This is a genomic window from Streptomyces niger (genome assembly GCF_000718305.1).
GTDB classification, from domain to species: Bacteria; Actinomycetota; Actinomycetes; order Streptomycetales; family Streptomycetaceae; genus Streptomyces; species Streptomyces niger.
This window is the reverse complement of record NZ_JOFQ01000004.1, coordinates 389369-405113: the sequence shown is the minus strand read 5'-3', so window position 1 is coordinate 405113 and position 15745 is coordinate 389369. Positions and strand designations below refer to the sequence as shown.

The following is a 15745-nucleotide window of genomic DNA, read 5'->3' as shown; positions in this document are numbered from 1 at the left end:
ATCGGCCTGCATAGACTGCACGGGTCCTGTGCCGGTCGGCACTCAGATTTCGAGTTCCGGGAGATTACGCCGTGACCGACGTGACCGAGGCCGACGCGCCCACCCAGGCGCGCTCCGAGCACACCGCCGATGTGATCGTCGTGGGGGCCGGGCCGGCCGGCTCGGCGACCGCGTACCACCTGGCCAAGGCCGGCCTGGACGTCCTCCTGCTGGAGAAGACGGCCTTCCCGAGGGAGAAGGTCTGCGGTGACGGGCTGACCCCCCGCGCCACCAAGCAGCTGGTGTCGATGGGCATCGACATCTCCGAGGAGGCCGGCTGGCTGCGCAACAAGGGCCTGCGCATCATCGGCGGCGGCGTCCGCCTCCAGCTGGACTGGCCGGACCTCGCCTCGTACCCGGACTACGGTCTGGTCCGCAAGCGCGACGACTTCGACGAGCAGCTGGCCCGGCAGGCGCAGAAGGCCGGCGCCCGGCTGTACGAGCGCTGCAACGTCAGCGGCCCGATCGTCAACGACCTGACCGGCCGGATCGAGGGCGTGACCGCCAAGCTCGGCGAGGAGAAGACCCCGGTCTCCTTCCACGCCCCGCTGGTGGTCGCAGCGGACGGCAACTCCACCCGGCTCTCCCTGGCGATGGGCCTGCACCGCCGCGAGGACCGCCCGATGGGCGTCGCGGTCCGTACGTACTTCGAGTCCCCGCGCCACGACGACGACTACCTGGAGTCCTGGCTGGAGCTGTGGGACCGCAGCGGCCCGCAGGACCGGCTGCTGCCCGGCTACGGGTGGATCTTCGGCATGGGCGACGGCACCTCCAACGTGGGCCTGGGCGTGCTGAACACCTCCAGCTCCTTCAAGGAGCTGGACTGGCGCGAGATCCTCAAGGCCTGGTGCGCCTCGATGCCGGAGGACTGGGGCTACACCCCGGACAACATGACCACCCCGATCCGCGGCGCCGCCCTCCCGATGGCCTTCAACCGCCAGCCGCACTACACCAAGGGCCTGCTCCTGGTCGGTGACGCGGGCGGCCTGGTGAACCCCTTCAACGGCGAGGGCATCGCGTACGCCATGGAGTCCGGCCAGATCGCGGCCGACGTCATCGTGCAGGCGCACGCGCGCGCCACGTACGCCCAGCGTGAGCTGGCCCTCCAGCGCTACCCGAAGATCCTCAAGGACACCTACGGCGGCTACTACTCCCTCGGCCGCGCCTTCGTGAAGCTCATCGGCAACCCGAAGGTCATGAAGATGGCCACCCAGCGCGGCCTGACCCACCCGGTGCTGATGAAGTTCACCCTGAAGATGCTGGCCAACCTGACCGACCCCACCGGCGGCGACGCCATGGACCGCATCATCAACGGCCTGAGCAAGGTCGCCCCGAAGGCCTGAGCCGCCCGAGGGACCCGCGGGGCCACCCCGCCCGGCCGAGCCGCCACCGGCCCGACCGGTGGCGGCTTCGCGCTGTCCGCGCCGCGCCGCATCTCGCCTTCTTGTCCGAACATCTCCCTTGACACGCGAAGTTGGCGGATTGTGCCTGCTGTCCTTACGCCCTGCGTGCGGTCAGGCTGGGGGTACGGAAAGTCCCGAGCTGACCACGGAGCGTGAACCATGGGGATGCCGAGGGCATGGCGCCGGATGCTGAGGGGGAGCCATGAGTGACGGCCGGGAGGGCGACGAACGGGGCGAGGCCGTGGAGCGGACCGAACCGGCGACCCGGCCGGCGGACGCGAAGGGTGTGCCGGACCGGAAGGCGGAACTGCGGGCGAGGGTGCGCGAGGCCAACCGGCAGAGCAGGCTCCGGCCACGGTGAGGGATCCTGGGGAGGTTGCAGCCGCCGCCCGGCACGTCTGGAGGGATCCGCCATGTCCGCCGCACCCGTCAACGGGCCCGAAGCCGCCGGCGCTGCCGGCACGGGTGGTTCCGCCAACGGACCGCTCTCCGTCGACCGGGCGCTGGACGTGCTCGACGCGGTGGCCGGATCGGCGGGACCGGTGACGGCCAAGGCGCTGGCCCGCCGGCTGGGCTGCTCGCTCTCCACGGTCTACAACCTGCTGGCGCCGCTGACCGCGCGCGGGCACCTGACGCGCGCGGGCGGCGGCTACGTGCTGGGCCCGCGGGTCCCCGCGCTGCACCGGGCCTTCCAGCGGCAGACCGGCATCGAGGACGGTGCCCGCGAACTGCTGCTGGGCGTCCGGCGCGCGACCGGCACGCACGCGTACCTCAGCGCGGTGGGACGCGGCCGGATCGCCGTCGTGGACAGCACGCTGCCGGTGTCGGCGGCCGGCGGACCGTTCGCGGTGGGCCCCGACCACGGCGCGCACGCCACCGCGCACGGCAAGGTCCTGCTCGCCACCCTGAAGCGGCCGGCGCGCCGCCGCTACCTCGCCGCGCACGGCCTGCCCCGGCTGACCGACCGTACGATCACCTCGCCCGAGCGCTTCGAGGCGGAGCTGGCCCGGGTGCGCCGGGACGGGATCGCCGTGTCGGTGGGGGAGACCGACCCGGCACACACCTGTCTCGCCGTACGGCTCCCGGGCGAAGGCCCCGACGGTTCCGTCCGCGCCCTGTCGGTGTCCCTGCCGACCGCCGACTACCCGGCCCGGCGGGGCGAACTGGCGTCCGTTCTGCTCCGCGCGGCCGCCGGGGCCTGAGCGGCGCTACCGGTACGGGGCGCGTGCCGGGCGGCGGGTTTCCCGGCATCGGTGGCGGGTTTTCCGGCATCGGTGGAAAGGCGGCCGCGCCGGCTCGCGACGGCGCCGCCGCGAGCGCACAGTGGTCGCATGATTTTCATCGCTGTGAAGTTCACCGTCCGGCCGGAGAAGAGCGACGAGTGGCTGTCGCTGACCGAGCCCTTCACGCTCGCCACCCGTGCGGAGCCGGGCAACATCTTCTTCGAGTGGTCCCGGAGCGCGGACAACCCGCACCAGTTCGTGCTGCTGGAGGCCTTCGCCGGCCAGGAGGCGGGCGCCGCGCACGTGCAGTCCGACCACTTCAAGGAGGCCATCGAGCTGATGTCCGGCCTCGTCGCGAGCACCCCGGAAATCATCAACGTGGAGACCGAGGGCACCGGCTGGGGCGAAATGGCCGAGGTCACGCCGCGTCAGTAGGGGCGCGGAACCGCCCGAAAGCGGCGTATTGCGGCGAAAGGGCCGTCGTTCCCGAGCGGGGGAACGGCGGCCCTTTCGCCTGTGTGCGAGCCCTGAAGGGGTCAGCGGACGCGGACGGCGCCCGTGGGCTGGTCGTAGCTCATGTCGCGCTGCACGACGCCCGTGCTGGAGTTCTGCGCGCCGATGAACTGGCCGCCGCCGATGTAGACCGCGACGTGGTACGCGCTGCCCGCGCTGCCCCAGTAGAGGATGTCCCCCACCTGGAGGTTGTCCAGGCCCACCTGGGTGCCGGCGGTCGACTGGTCCTGGGAGACGCGCGGCAGGTCGACGCCGATCTGCCGGAAGGCGGCCTGGGTGAGGCCGGAGCAGTCGTACGCGGACGGGCCGGTCGCGCCGCTCACGTACGCCTTGCCGACCTGGGCCTTGAGGAAGCTCACCAGGGAGGCGGTGGAGCCGGTGAGCGAGCCGGTGTCCACCGAGGCGGAGGCGGACAGCAGGGGGCCGCGGTCGGCGGAGCGCGAAGCGCGGGCCTGCTCGGCCTCCTTGGCCTTGCGGGCCGCCGCGGCCTTCTTCTCTGCCTCGGCCTTGCGCTTGGCCTCGACGGCCTTGTCCTTGGCCTTCTGCGCGGCCTTGTCGGCCTTGGTGAAGACCGCGTCCTGCGCTGCCTGCAGCTCGTACTGGTCCGCAACCTGCTGGGTGGTGTCCGCGGTCTTCGCCACGGACGTCGCGAGCGCGGCGGTGATGGTCGGCAGCTCCTGGGTCTCGGAGGCCGGCTTCTCAGCGGTGGCGTTCGCGGGAACGGCGGTACCGGTCACCGCCAGCGTGAGGATGCCACCGGTGAACCCTGCGCGCACGGCCCGCGAGGTCGCGGAGCGGCGGGGCTTCCGGTGGCTGGGTATGAGTGCGTTCGGGGACATGGCACCACGGCTATCAGGAGCCACAGGTTGCTGCCAACAAAGGTGGTGTGCACCACTTTTGACGCGTACACGATGAATAAAACGGGCCAATCGGCCAGCGATGAGTCGCCCCGATCGGTGTCCGAATTTCGTGATCATGTTCCTGCGCACGGCATTTACCGCTCGATGCGCGCCGGCACGGCACTTACCACCTTCGCAACCGACTCGCCAATGCTTCCCCGCCGTCAAGGTTTTAGAGATGTGAGTCGCGTGGGATAGCTCACTCCTGAGTGACCGTTATGTCCTCGTGATGCGCGCTCGTGAAGCAATGCACGTACCGACGATCACGGCGAGGTCACGGCTGGGTCACGCGGACGGGTGGGCACGCTCTATCAGTTGACGGTGTCCAACACCAATTTGCTTGCGGTGCGTGACTCTTGATAGTGGAGGCACCCTTCTGACCAGGGGTGACTGCTGGTTTTGTCACGTGAAGTGATCACCCGAACGCTTCCGGTGCGAAGATCACGGCTCATCCGACTTCATGATCCTTCGTCAGGTGGTGGAGATCACAAAGTCGTTGTTGCACCCCGTGTCGCAGATCACAGACTCACGGGCATAGGATGCAGGCGGCCAGGGCTTGTGAACTGCCTCACATAGACGTGATCTCTGTCGAGTTCCGTCGAGGAGTGAACGGGCCCGGGGCCGGACCGCCAACCAGTCATCGTCGACTGAAGGGAGCGAGGACGGTGAACGCCTATGCGCCCATCCTCGTACTGGGAGCCCTCGGGGCAGGCTTTGCGATCTTCTCCGTCGTCATGGCCACGCTCGTCGGACCCAGGCGCTACAACCGGGCCAAGCTCGAAGCGTACGAATGCGGGATCGAGCCGACTCCACAGCCTTCAGGCGGCGGTCGCTTTCCGATCAAGTACTACCTGACGGCGATGCTCTTCATCGTCTTCGACATCGAGATCGTCTTCCTCTACCCCTGGGCCGTCACCTTCGACGCCCTGGGGCTGTTCGGGCTCGTCGAGATGCTCCTCTTCGCGCTCACCGTCTTCGTCGCCTACGCCTACGTCTGGCGCCGCGGCGGCCTGGAATGGGACTAGGGGTCACCCAATGGGACTTGAAGAGAAGCTGCCCAGCGGCTTTCTGCTGAGCACCGTCGAACAGGCCGCGGGCTGGGTGCGCAAGTCATCGGTCTTCCCGGCGACGTTCGGGCTCGCGTGCTGCGCCATCGAGATGATGACCACCGGCGCGGGCCGCTACGACCTGGCCCGTTTCGGCATGGAGGTCTTCCGCGGCTCCCCGCGCCAGGCCGACCTGATGATCGTGGCCGGCCGGGTCAGCCAGAAGATGGCGCCCGTCCTGCGCCAGGTCTACGACCAGATGCCGAACCCGAAGTGGGTCATCTCCATGGGCGTGTGCGCCTCCTCGGGCGGCATGTTCAACAACTACGCCATCGTGCAGGGCGTCGACCACATCGTCCCGGTCGACATCTACCTCCCGGGCTGCCCGCCGCGCCCGGAGATGCTCATGGACGCCATCCTCAAGCTCCACGAGAAGATCCAGGGTTCCAAGCTCGGGGTCAACGCCGAGGAAGCGGCCCGCGAGGCGGAGGAGGCGGCGCTCAAGGCACTCCCGACGATCGAGATGAAGGGACTGCTGCGGTGAGCAACCCGGACAACGGCACGCACGGCGCGGGGGCCAACGGGGTCAACCCGGACCAGGACCTCAACGCGCAGAACCTCCCCGGCCAGCGCGGCGACCACGGCGAGGTCATCGGCGTCCGCCGCGGCATGTTCGGCGCGAACAACGGCGGCGACACCTCGGGCTACGGCGGCCTCGTACGGACCGTACGGCTGCCCGGAGCCACCTCCCGGCCGTACGGCGGGTACTTCGACGAGGTCGCGGACGAGCTCGAAGGCGCGCTGGACGAGCAGGGCCTGGTCCCCGAGAACGTCATCGAGAAGACCGTCGTGGACCGCGGTGAGCTGACCTTCCACATCGAGCGGGAGTTCCTGCCGGTGGTCGCGAAGACGCTCCGCGACGACCCGGCGCTCCGCTTCGAGCTGTGCACCGGCGTCAGCGCCGTGCACTTCCCCGGCGACAAGGGCCGCGAGCTGCACGCCGTCTACCACCTGCGGTCGCTCACCCATACCCGGCTGATCCGGCTGGAGGTCTCCGCACCCGACGCCGACCCGCACATCCCGTCGATCGTGAGCGTCTACCCGACCAACGACTGGCACGAGCGCGAGGTCTACGACTTCTTCGGGCTGATCTTCGACGGCCACCCGGCACTCACCCGAATCATGATGCCGGACGACTGGCAGGGCTTCCCGCAGCGCAAGGACTACCCGCTCGGCGGTATCCCCGTCGAGTACAAGGGCGCCCAGATCCCGGCTCCCGACCAGCGGAGGTCGTACACCTGATGACTACTTCCCCGGCAACCCCTCGCGAGACCACCGAGGGCACCGTCTACACGGTCACCGGCGGCGACTGGGATGAGGTCGTCGAGGCCGCGGCCAAGGCCGACGACGAGCGCATCGTCGTCAACATGGGCCCGCAGCACCCCTCCACGCACGGCGTGCTCCGGCTCATCCTGGAGATCGACGGCGAGACCGTCACCGAGGCCCGCTGCGGCATCGGCTACCTCCACACCGGCATCGAGAAGAACCTCGAATACCGGACGTGGACCCAGGGCACGACCTTCGTCACGCGGATGGACTACCTGACGCCGTTCTTCAACGAGACGGCGTACTGCCTGGCCGTGGAGAAGCTGCTCGGTATCGAGGACGACATCCCGGACCGGGCCTCGATCATCCGCGTGATGCTGATGGAGCTGAACCGACTCTCCTCCCACCTGGTGTGCATCGCCACCGGCGGCATGGAGCTCGGCGCCACCACGATCATGATCTACGGCTTCCGCGACCGCGAACTGGTCCTGGACATCTACGAGCTGATCACCGGCCTGCGCATGAACCACGCGTACGTCCGGCCCGGCGGCCTCGCCCAGGACCTGCCGCCCGGCACCGTCGACCAGGTACGCGCCTTCGTGAAGAAGATGCGCAAGAACCTCCCGGAGTACGACAAGCTCGCCACCGGCAACCCGGTCTTCAAGGGCCGCATGCAGGGCATCGGCCACCTGGACCTGGCCGGCTGCCTGGCCACCGGCGCCACCGGCCCGGTCCTGCGCTCCGCCGGCCTCCCGCACGACCTGCGCAAGAGCAACCCGTACTGCGGGTACGAGACCTACGACTTCGAGGTCCCGACCACCGACACCTGCGACGCCTACGGCCGCTTCCTGCTCCGCCTGGAGGAGATGCGGCAGTCGCTGCGCATCATCGAGCAGTGCCTGGACCGGCTGGAGCCGGGTCCGGTCATGGTCGGGGACAAGAAGATCGCCTGGCCCGCGCAGCTCGCGCTCGGCCCGGACGGCCTCGGCAACTCCCTGGACCACATCAAGAAGATCATGGGCACCTCCATGGAGGCCCTGATCCACCACTTCAAGCTGGTGACGGAGGGCTTCCGCGTCCCGCCGGGACAGGCGTACACGGCCGTGGAGTCCCCCAAGGGCGAGCTGGGCGTGCACGCGGTCAGCGACGGCGGCACCCGCCCCTACCGCGTCCACTTCCGCGACCCCTCCTTCACCAACCTGCAGGCCATGGCGGCCATGTGCGAAGGCGGCCAGGTCGCCGACGTCATCGTCGCCGTCGCGTCCATCGACCCCGTGATGGGAGGCGTCGACCGGTGACAGACGTCAGTTTGGGGATGCCGCAGCTCCCCGCCCCCGATTACCCGGCCGACGTACGGGCCCGGCTCGAAGCGGACGCGAAGGAGGTGATCGCCCGCTACCCCGGCTCGCGCTCGGCCCTGCTGCCGCTGCTGCACCTGGTCCAGTCCGAGGAAGGCCACGTCACCCGGACCGGCATCCGCTTCTGCGCGGAAATGCTGGACCTGACGACCGCCGAGGTCACGGCCGTCTCGACCTTCTACACGATGTACCGCCGCAAGCCGAGCGGCGACTACCAGGTCGGGGTGTGCACCAACACGCTCTGCGCCGTCATGGGCGGCGACGCGATCTTCGACGAGCTGAAGGAACACCTCGGCGTCGGCAACAACGAGACCACCGCCGACGGCAAGGTCACCCTCGAACACATCGAGTGCAACGCCGCCTGCGACTACGCGCCCGTCGTGATGGTCAACTGGGAGTTCTTCGACAACCAGACGCCGGACAGCGCCAAGCAGCTGGTCGACGATCTGCGGGCCGGGCGGCCCGTCGCACCGACCCGCGGCGCGCCCCTGTGCACGTACAAGGACACCGCGCGCATCCTGGCCGGCTTCCCCGACCAGCGGGAGGGCGCGGTCGAGGCCACCGGCGGCGCCGGGCACGCCTCGCTCGTCGGGCTCCGGCTGGCCAGGGGCGAGGAACTGCCGGGCGGCACGGACCACGTCGTCGCACCGCGCGACGGCGACCGTCGGACGGACGAGGCCGCGCCGGCCGGGGCGCCGGTCGCACCGGCCGGGGCGCCGGGGGAGGCTCCGCCGACGCACCCCAGCTCGCACGACGCACCGCGCGACACCTCGGCCAGCGACCCCCACCATCCTTCCGGACCCGCCGCTGAGGAGGGGGAGTGATGACCGTGTCCACGGAATACGAGGGCGCCTCCCGGCCGGAGGCCGGCGGAGAGACCAGCCCCGAGAAGCTGCTCGCACCCGTGCTGTCCGCCTTCTGGGACCAGCCCGAGTCCTGGACCCTGGAGACCTACCGGCGGCACGAGGGTTACGAAGGCGCGCGCAAGGCGCTGGCGATGGCGCCGGACGACGTGATCGCGTACGTCAAGGACGCGGGCTTGCGCGGCCGCGGCGGCGCGGGCTTCCCCACCGGCATGAAGTGGCAGTTCATCCCGCAGGGCGACGGCAAGCCGCACTATCTTGTTGTCAACGCCGACGAGTCGGAGCCCGGGACCTGCAAGGACATCCCGCTCCTCTTCGCGAACCCGCATTCCCTCATCGAGGGGATCGTCATCGCCTGTCATGCGATCCGGTCGTCGCATGCGTTCATCTATCTGCGCGGAGAGACCGTGCCCGTCCTGCGGCGGCTGCACGAGGCCGTACGGGAGGCCTACGCGGCCGGATACCTCGGCAAGGACGCCCTCGGTCCCGGTCTGGATCTCGAACTCACCGTGCACGCGGGCGCCGGCGCGTACATCTGCGGCGAGGAGACCGCGCTGCTGGACTCCCTGGAAGGCCGGCGCGGACAGCCCCGGCTGCGTCCCCCTTTCCCCGCGGTGGCCGGCCTCTACGCCTGCCCCACTGTCGTGAACAACGTCGAGTCCATCGCGTCGGTTCCCGCCATCATGAACCGGGGCAAGGAATGGTTCCGCTCGATGGGCAGCGAGAAGTCCCCGGGCTTCACGCTCTACTCGCTGAGCGGCCACGTCGCCAACCCCGGCCAGTACGAGGCCCCGTTGGGGATCACGCTGCGCCAGCTGCTCGACATGAGCGGCGGCATGCGGCCGGGCCACCGCCTGAAGTTCTGGACCCCGGGCGGCTCCTCGACGCCGATGTTCACCGACGAGCACCTCGACGTCGCCCTGGACTACGAGGGCGTCGGCGCGGCCGGCTCGATGCTCGGCACCAAGGCCCTGCAGTGCTTCGACGAGACGACCTGCGTCGTACGGGCCGTCACCCGGTGGACCGAGTTTTATGCGCATGAATCGTGCGGAAAGTGCACACCGTGCCGCGAGGGCACCTACTGGCTCGTCCAGCTGCTGCGCGACATCGAGGCCGGCAAGGGCCGCATGACGGACCTCGACAAGCTGAACGACATCGCCGACAACATCAACGGCAAGTCCTTCTGCGCCCTCGGTGACGGCGCCGCCTCCCCGATCTTCTCCTCACTCAAGTACTTCCGCGCGGAGTACGAGCAGCACATCACCGGTAAGGGCTGCCCCTTCGACCCGGCCAAGTCCACCGCGTGGGCCGACAAGCACCTGGAGGTGAACGCATGACAGTGACCACCAACAGCGCGGCCTCCGGGGGCGGCGAGGCGGCGGTTCCGCCCGAAGATCTCGTCACGCTGACCATCGACGGCATCGAGATCAGCGTGCCCAAGGGGACCCTCGTCATCCGGGCCGCCGAAATGCTCGGTATCGAGATTCCGCGCTTCTGCGACCACCCGCTGCTGGACCCGGCCGGCGCCTGCCGCCAGTGCATCGTGGAGGTCGAGGGCCAGCGCAAGCCCATGGCGTCCTGCACGATCACCTGCACCGACGGCATGGTCGTGAAGTCCCAGCTCACCTCGCCGGTCGCCGAGAAGGCGCAGCGCGGCGTGATGGAGCTGCTGCTCATCAACCACCCGCTGGACTGCCCGGTCTGCGACAAGGGCGGCGAGTGCCCGCTGCAGAACCAGGCCATGTCCGCCGGGCAGGCCGACTCGCGTTTCGAAGGGAAGAAGCGCACCTACGAGAAGCCGGTGCCGATCTCCCAGCAGGTGCTGCTGGACCGCGAGCGCTGCGTGCTCTGCGCCCGCTGCACCCGCTTCTCCAACCAGGTCGCCGGCGACCCGATGATCGAGCTGATCGAGCGCGGCGCGCTGCAGCAGGTCGGTACGGGTGAGGGCGACCCGTTCGAGTCGTACTTCTCCGGCAACACCATCCAGATCTGCCCGGTCGGCGCGCTGACCTCGGCGGCGTACCGGTTCCGCTCCCGCCCCTTCGACCTGGTCTCCTCGCCGTCCGTGTGCGAGCACTGCGCGGGCGGCTGCGCGACGCGTACGGACCACCGGCGCGGCAAGGTCATGCGGCGGCTCGCGGCCGACGACCCCGAGGTCAACGAGGAGTGGATGTGCGACAAGGGGCGGTTCGCCTTCCGGTACGGGCAGCTGCCCGACCGGCTGGAGACGCCGCTCGTGCGGGACGCCGAGACGGGTGAACTGACCCCGGCGAGCTGGCCCGAGGCGCTGGAGGCCGCGGCCCGCGGGCTGCTGGCGGCGCGCGGCCGGGCCGGCGTGCTGACCGGCGGCCGGCTCACCGTCGAGGACTCCTACGCGTACGCCAAGTTCGCCCGGGCCGTCCTCGACACGGACGACATCGACTTCCGGGCCCGGGCGCACAGCTCCGAAGAGGCCGGCTTCCTCGCCGCACGAGTGGCGGGCCACGGCCGCGACCTGGACGGGCAGGGAATGACGTACCGGTCTCTGGAGGCGGCGCCGGCCGTCCTGCTGGCCGGCATCGAGGCCGAGGAGGAGGCGCCCGGCGTCTTCCTGCGGCTGCGCAAGGCGCACCGCAAGAGTGGCCAGCGGACCTTCGGGCTCGCTTCGTACGCCACCCGCGGCCTCATCAAGGCGGGCGGCACGCTGCTGCCGGCCGCGCCCGGCACGGAGACGGAGTGGCTGGACGCGCTGGCGGGCGGGGTCGGACTCGAAGGTGAGGGCCAGGCCGCGGCCGAGGCGCTGCGGGCCGAAGGCTCGGTGATCGTCGTCGGCGAGCGGCTGGCCGCGGTACCGGGCGCGCTCACCGCCGCCGTACGCGCCGCCTCGGCCACCGGTGCGCAGCTCGTGTGGATCCCGCGCCGGGCGGGCGAGCGGGGCGCCGTCGAGGCGGGCGCGCTCGCCGGACTGCTGCCCGGCGGCCGGCCCGCGACCGACCCGCGCGCCCGCGACGAGGTCGCCCGCGCCTGGGGCGTGGCCGCGCTGCCGCAGCGGCCCGGCCGGGACACCGGACAGATCCTGGAGGCCGCGGCCACCGGCGAGCTGAACGCTCTGGTGGTGGCCGGTGTCGGGGTCGAGGACCTGCCCGACCCGCGGCGCGCGGTCGAGGCGCTGGACGCGGTCGGCTTCCTGGTCAGCCTGGAGCAGCGGCCCAGTGAGGTCACGCGCCGGGCCGACGTGGTGCTGCCGGTCGCGGCCGTCGTGGAGAAGGCCGGTACGTTCCTCAACTGGGAGGGGCGGGCACGGCCCTTCGAGGCCGCGCTCAAGCCGGACCAGATGACGCGCCGCCACCTGCTCCCCGATGCGCGCGTGCTGCACATGCTGGCGGACGCCATGTCCGCAGCGGACGAGACGGTGCCGGGCCTGGCGCTGCCGGACATCCGCGCCGTACGCGCGGAGCTGGACCGGCTCGGCGGCTGGGACGGGCCGCGCGCCACCGCTGACGTGCTCGCCGGTACCGAGACGCGGGGGCTGCCCCGGCCGGGCGCCGGGGAGGCGGTGCTCGCCGGGCACCGGCTGCTGCTGGACCTCGGGCGGATGCAGGAGGGCGACCCGGCGCTGGCCGGTACGCGGCACGCCGCGGTGGCCCGGATGTCCGCCGCCACCGCCGCCGAGGCGGGCCTGAAGGACGGCGCGGAGGTGCGGGTCGCCGGGCCGCAGGGCGCGGTGACGTTCCCCCTCCAGGTCAGCGAGATGCCCGACCGGGTGGTGTGGCTGCCGCTCAACTCCCAGGGGGGCGGCGTCGCGCACGACACCGGAGCGAACCCCGGTGACCTGGTGACGGTCGCCGCGATGACCGCGGGCCCGGCGGCCCCGGCGGACGGCACGGAGGTGGCGGAATGATGAACCTCGCCGCGGAACAGCTGGCGCTCGGCGCGGACCGCATCGCGCTGGCCGCCGAGGACCTGAGCGTCTTCGGGCGCGACCCGTGGTGGCTGGTGGCCATCAAGGCGGTCTTCTGCTTCGCGTTCCTGATGCTGACCGTGCTCTTCTCGATCGTCTGGGAGCGCAAGGTCGTCGCCTGGATGCAGCTGCGCATCGGGCCCAACCGGCACGGCCCCTGGGGCATGCTCCAGTCCCTCGCGGACGGCATCAAGCTGATGCTGAAGGAGGACGTGGTCGTCAAGCGGGCCGACAAGGCGGTGTACGTCCTCGCCCCGGTCGTCGCGGCCATCCCGGCGTTCATGGCGTTCGCCGTCATCCCGTTCGGCCCGGCCGACAACGAGATCTCGATCTTCGGCCACCGCACGCCGATGCAGCTGACCGACCTGCCGATCGCCCTGCTCTACATCCTGGCCACGGCCTCGGTCGGCATCTACGGCATCGTGCTCGCCGGCTGGTCCTCGGGCTCGACGTACCCGCTGCTCGGCGGGCTCCGCTCGTGCGCCCAGATGATCTCTTACGAGATCGCGATGGGCATGGCCTTCGCGTCGGTGTTCCTCTACTCCGGCTCGATGTCCACCTCGGCGATCGTCGACGGGCAGCAGAGCACCTGGTACGTCGCGCTGCTGCCGGTCTCCTTCCTGATCTACATCGTGGCGATGGTCGGCGAGACCAACCGTGCGCCGTTCGACATGCCGGAGTCCGAAGGCGACCTGGTCGGCGGCTTCAACACGGAGTACTCCTCCATCAAGTTCGCGATGTTCATGCTGGCCGAGTACGTCAACATGGTCACCGTCTCGGCCGTCGCGACCACCCTCTTCCTCGGCGGCTGGCGCGCCCCCTGGCCGATCAGCACCTTCTGGGAGGGCGCGAACCACGGCTGGTGGCCGCTGCTCTGGTTCACCATCAAGATCCAGCTGCTGCTCTTCTTCTTCATCTGGCTGCGCGGCACGCTCCCGCGCGTCCGCTACGACCAGTTCATGAAGCTGGGCTGGAAGGTCCTCATCCCGGTCTCCATGGTCTGGCTGATGCTGGTCGCGACCGTGCGGGCGCTGCGCAACGAGGGCTACGACTTCCAGCGGATCGTGCTGTACGTCGGCGGCGCCGCGGTCGCCCTGCTGCTGATCTCCCTCGTCGCGGACTTCTTCCGCAAGGGCGAGAAGGAGGAGGAGAAGCCCCTCGCCGAGGAGCCCTTCGACCCGATGGCCGGCGGCTTCCCCGTACCTCCGCTGCCCGGCCAGACCTTGCCACCGGTACCGCGCAGGCGGCCGCGCCACCAAGATCGCGAACTGATTGTCAGTGGCGGGGTCAATACTGACAGTGACGAAAGCGGAAAGAACGGAAAGAACGGAAAGGGGGACAACGGTGTCTGACTTCCAGAATCCGGTGGCCGGCTTCGGCGTGACCTTCAAGGCCATGTTCAAGAAGCGGCTCACCGAGCAGTACCCGGAGGAGAAGAAGCCGACCGCGCCTCGTTTCCACGGCCGGCACCAGCTCAACCGCCACCCGGACGGCCTGGAGAAGTGCGTCGGCTGCGAGCTGTGCGCCTGGGCCTGCCCGGCCGACGCGATCTACGTGGAGGGCGCGGACAACACCGACGAGGAGCGCTACTCGCCCGGCGAGCGGTACGGCCGCGTCTACCAGATCAACTACCTCCGCTGCATCCTCTGCGGCCTGTGCGTCGAGGCGTGCCCCACCCGCGCGCTGACCATGACGAACGAGTACGAGCTCGCCGACCGCAGCCGCGAGTCCCTCATCTACACCAAGGAAGAGCTGCTCGCGGGCCTCGACGACAACATGGTCGACTCTCCGCACGCGATCTTCCCCGGCATGACGGAGAAGGACTACTACAACGGCCTGGTGACCGAGGCGGCACCGGGCACGGAGCGGCAGGTGGCGGTCAGCAAGGGCGAGTGCCCGGCCGGCCTCCCCGAGACCCCCGCGCCCACCGCCGAACGCCCGGCGGGGACGGGGGTGGAGGCATGAGCCCCTCGATCCTGGCCGCGGCCTCGACCACGTCCACCGGCGAGGCCGTGCAGTTCTGGATCCTCGGCACGGTCGCCGTGATCGGCGCGCTGGCCACGATCCTGATGAAGCGGGCGGTGCACAGCGCCCTCTCGCTCGCCGGCACCATGATCATCCTGGCGGTCTTCTACCTCGCCAACGGCGCGTACTTCCTCGGCGTCGTGCAGGTCGTCGTCTACACCGGCGCGATCATGATGCTGTTCCTCTTCGTCGTCATGCTGGTCGGCGTGACCGCGGCGGACTCCCTCAAGGAGACGCTCAAGGGCCAGCGCTGGCTGGCGGCCGGCGCCGGGATCGGCTTCGGCATCCTGCTGATCGCCGGCCTCGGCAACGCCTCGGTGAAGCACTTCAACGGCCTCGGTGAGGCCAACGCCGGCGGCAACGTACAGGGGCTGGCCGCCCTCATCTTCACCAAGTACGTCTTCGCCTTCGAGATCACCGGTGCGCTGCTGATCACCGCCGCGGTCGGCGCGATGGTGCTGACGCACAAGGAGCGCACCGAGCGGGCCAGGACCCAGCGCGAGCTGTCCGAGCGCCGCGTGCGCGAGGGCACCCAGGTCACGCCGCTGCCCGCGCCCGGTGTCTACGCCCGGCACAACGCCGTGGACATCCCGGGGCTGCTGCCCGACGGCACCCCCTCCGAGCTCACCGTCATCTCCACGCTGCGCGAGCGCGGCCAGGTCCGGGACGTCTCCGGAGAGTCGCTGGCCGAGCTGGCGGCGCTGGAGCAGCGCTCCTCGGAGTGGCTGGAGCGCGGCGGGACCGGCCGCAGTGCGGAGCAGCGGCGCGGCGAGCAGGCCCGGCAGCGCGACGAGGAGGCCACGCGATGAACCCGATCAACTACCTCTATCTCGCGGCGCTGCTGTTCACCATCGGTGCGGCCGGAGTGCTGATCAGGCGGAACGCCATCGTGCTCTTCATGTGCGTGGAGCTGATGCTGAACGCCTGCAACCTCGCCTTCGTGGCCTTCTCGCGGCTGCACGGAAATCTGGACGGCCAGATCATCGCGTTCTTCACGATGGTCGTCGCCGCGGCCGAGGTCGTGGTCGGCCTGGCGATCATCGTCACGATCTTCCGCACCCGCCATACGGCCTCGGTCGACGACGCCAGCCTGATGAAGCTGTAAGGGGT

General features: G+C 70.2%; 16 protein-coding genes. 15 read left to right on the top strand and 1 reads right to left on the bottom strand.

All coding sequences use genetic code 11. The annotated features are described in order from the left end of the window. Positions 1-26: 26 nt before the first annotated feature. From IF20_RS10695 to IF20_RS10685, 4 genes are all read left to right on the top strand, one after another. Entirely contained in the window at positions 27-1382 is a 1356-nt protein-coding gene (locus IF20_RS10695; protein WP_110944044.1) for a geranylgeranyl reductase family protein, read from the top strand. A 262-nt stretch (positions 1383-1644) separates the two neighbouring features. Next, a complete protein-coding gene (locus tag IF20_RS39080) occupies positions 1645-1803 on the top strand; it encodes a hypothetical protein (RefSeq protein WP_199896550.1) in 159 nt (52 codons plus the stop codon). Between the two features lie 52 nt (positions 1804-1855). Then, positions 1856-2644, top strand: coding sequence for an IclR family transcriptional regulator (locus tag IF20_RS10690; RefSeq protein ID WP_052864830.1), 789 nt, complete (start codon positions 1856-1858; stop codon positions 2642-2644). A gap of 129 nt (positions 2645-2773) precedes the next feature. Beyond that, positions 2774-3100, top strand: coding sequence for a putative quinol monooxygenase (locus IF20_RS10685; RefSeq protein ID WP_052864829.1), 327 nt, complete (start codon positions 2774-2776; stop codon positions 3098-3100). 101 nt (positions 3101-3201) lie between these two features. Here IF20_RS10685 and IF20_RS10680 read toward each other — a convergent pair whose 3' ends face one another. After that, complete coding sequence (locus IF20_RS10680; protein ID WP_052864828.1) at positions 3202-4017, bottom strand: C40 family peptidase; 816 nt, start codon at positions 4015-4017, stop codon at positions 3202-3204. 725 nt (positions 4018-4742) lie between these two features. Between IF20_RS10680 and IF20_RS10675 the strand changes: the two genes are divergently transcribed. The 11 genes from IF20_RS10675 to nuoK are packed head-to-tail and all read left to right on the top strand — an operon-like array spanning position 4743 to position 15740. Beyond that, complete coding sequence (locus IF20_RS10675) at positions 4743-5102, top strand: NADH-quinone oxidoreductase subunit A (RefSeq protein WP_030262580.1); 360 nt, start codon at positions 4743-4745, stop codon at positions 5100-5102. 10 nt (positions 5103-5112) lie between these two features. Continuing rightward, complete coding sequence (locus IF20_RS10670) at positions 5113-5667, top strand: NuoB/complex I 20 kDa subunit family protein (protein ID WP_052864827.1); 555 nt, start codon at positions 5113-5115, stop codon at positions 5665-5667. Then, positions 5664-6425 carry an NADH-quinone oxidoreductase subunit C gene (locus tag IF20_RS10665; protein WP_052864826.1) on the top strand — a complete coding sequence of 254 codons (762 nt, stop codon included), beginning with the start codon at positions 5664-5666 and terminating at the stop codon, positions 6423-6425. The genes IF20_RS10670 and IF20_RS10665 overlap by 4 nt, the downstream gene beginning before the upstream one ends. Continuing rightward, the gene (locus IF20_RS10660) at positions 6425-7747 is read left to right on the top strand and encodes an NADH-quinone oxidoreductase subunit D (RefSeq protein WP_052864825.1); all 1323 of its coding nucleotides are present in this window, start codon (positions 6425-6427) and stop codon (positions 7745-7747) included. The genes IF20_RS10665 and IF20_RS10660 overlap by 1 nt, the downstream gene beginning before the upstream one ends. Continuing rightward, on the top strand, positions 7744-8631 hold the full coding sequence (nuoE, locus tag IF20_RS10655) for an NADH-quinone oxidoreductase subunit NuoE (protein WP_052864824.1): 888 nt from the start codon (positions 7744-7746) through the stop codon (positions 8629-8631). The genes IF20_RS10660 and nuoE overlap by 4 nt, the downstream gene beginning before the upstream one ends. Then, positions 8631-10007, top strand: a complete 1377-nt coding sequence (gene nuoF / locus IF20_RS10650) for an NADH-quinone oxidoreductase subunit NuoF (protein ID WP_052864823.1) — start codon at positions 8631-8633, stop codon at positions 10005-10007. Before nuoE ends, nuoF begins: the two co-directional genes overlap by 1 nt. Next, positions 10004-12550, top strand: a complete 2547-nt coding sequence (locus IF20_RS10645) for an NADH-quinone oxidoreductase subunit G (protein WP_052864822.1) — start codon at positions 10004-10006, stop codon at positions 12548-12550. The genes nuoF and IF20_RS10645 overlap by 4 nt, the downstream gene beginning before the upstream one ends. Continuing rightward, positions 12547-13962: an NADH-quinone oxidoreductase subunit NuoH gene (gene nuoH / locus IF20_RS10640; RefSeq protein WP_052864821.1), complete on the top strand. Its 1416-nt coding sequence runs from the start codon at positions 12547-12549 to the stop codon at positions 13960-13962. Before IF20_RS10645 ends, nuoH begins: the two co-directional genes overlap by 4 nt. Beyond that, positions 13955-14575: an NADH-quinone oxidoreductase subunit NuoI gene (nuoI, locus tag IF20_RS10635; RefSeq protein ID WP_052864820.1), complete on the top strand. Its 621-nt coding sequence runs from the start codon at positions 13955-13957 to the stop codon at positions 14573-14575. The genes nuoH and nuoI overlap by 8 nt, the downstream gene beginning before the upstream one ends. Continuing rightward, positions 14572-15444, top strand: a complete 873-nt coding sequence (locus IF20_RS10630) for an NADH-quinone oxidoreductase subunit J (protein ID WP_052864819.1) — start codon at positions 14572-14574, stop codon at positions 15442-15444. The genes nuoI and IF20_RS10630 overlap by 4 nt, the downstream gene beginning before the upstream one ends. Further along, positions 15441-15740 (top strand): NADH-quinone oxidoreductase subunit NuoK, encoded by a 300-nt coding sequence (gene nuoK / locus IF20_RS10625; RefSeq protein WP_030262617.1) that lies wholly within the window; start codon positions 15441-15443, stop codon positions 15738-15740. The genes IF20_RS10630 and nuoK overlap by 4 nt, the downstream gene beginning before the upstream one ends. The last annotated feature ends 5 nt before the right edge of the window (positions 15741-15745 follow it).